Raw genomic sequence first — 770 nt, forward strand, 5'->3', positions numbered from 1 at the left:
CGATCATCGGAGGCTTTACTACCGTCAGCGTAGACGTAGTGCACCGTTCTCGTAATGTTCTTAGTCAAGTCATTTACGCCAGTTCCATCTGGGTACTTCGGTCCAGTTGGATTATTTGGATCAACTGGCTGACCTGGTTGTCCTGGATTGTCTGGTGTAACGGTCTTAGTCTTGTGCTTAAAGATAACCTTGAAAGTTGGATTATCGGTATTAAATTCGTAGCCATTTGGATAACCATCAGTGACTAATTCGTAGCCTTGAGCCTCTAACTTAGCGATCTCATCTTTGGTTGAGTAATCAGACTTAGAACCAAACTTACCAGTTAGATTGTCAGTAGTAATAACCCGGTTGTTGTCATCTTGGTCAATATACTGAACGTGAGCTTGCTCATCGTTAGCAGTGTATGTGACTTTAACATCTGAATTTTTAGTATCAGCGGTGGCAGTTAAAGCACCAACGGTCGCTTGATCAGGAGTGTATCCCGTAATGGCTGGTGAATCAACCGAACTAAAGACATCATTGTCAGATGTCCAAGCACCATAAGTTATCTCACCAGTTACTTCATCAAAGGTGGCCGTTCTGTTAAACGTAACCGTTTCTACTTGGTCATCTGCGGCCTTACTACCGTCAGCGTAGACGTAGTGGATGGTTCTCGTAATGTTCTTAGTCAGGTCATTTACACCAGTTCCATCTGGATACTTCGGTCCAGTTGGGTTATTGGGATCAACTGGCTGACCTGGTTGTCCGGGGTTATCTGGCGTAACTTCTTT

Annotated in this window: 1 protein-coding gene; it reads right to left on the bottom strand. The window is 44.2% G+C overall.

Features of this window, described 5'->3' with window-relative positions:
- Positions 1-770 (bottom strand): mucin-binding protein (locus tag AC6UDB_RS06920; RefSeq protein WP_500709538.1); only part of this gene is annotated, 770 nt, incomplete at both ends.

It is taken from the genome of Fructilactobacillus sp. X3R2C1, assembly GCF_059901235.1.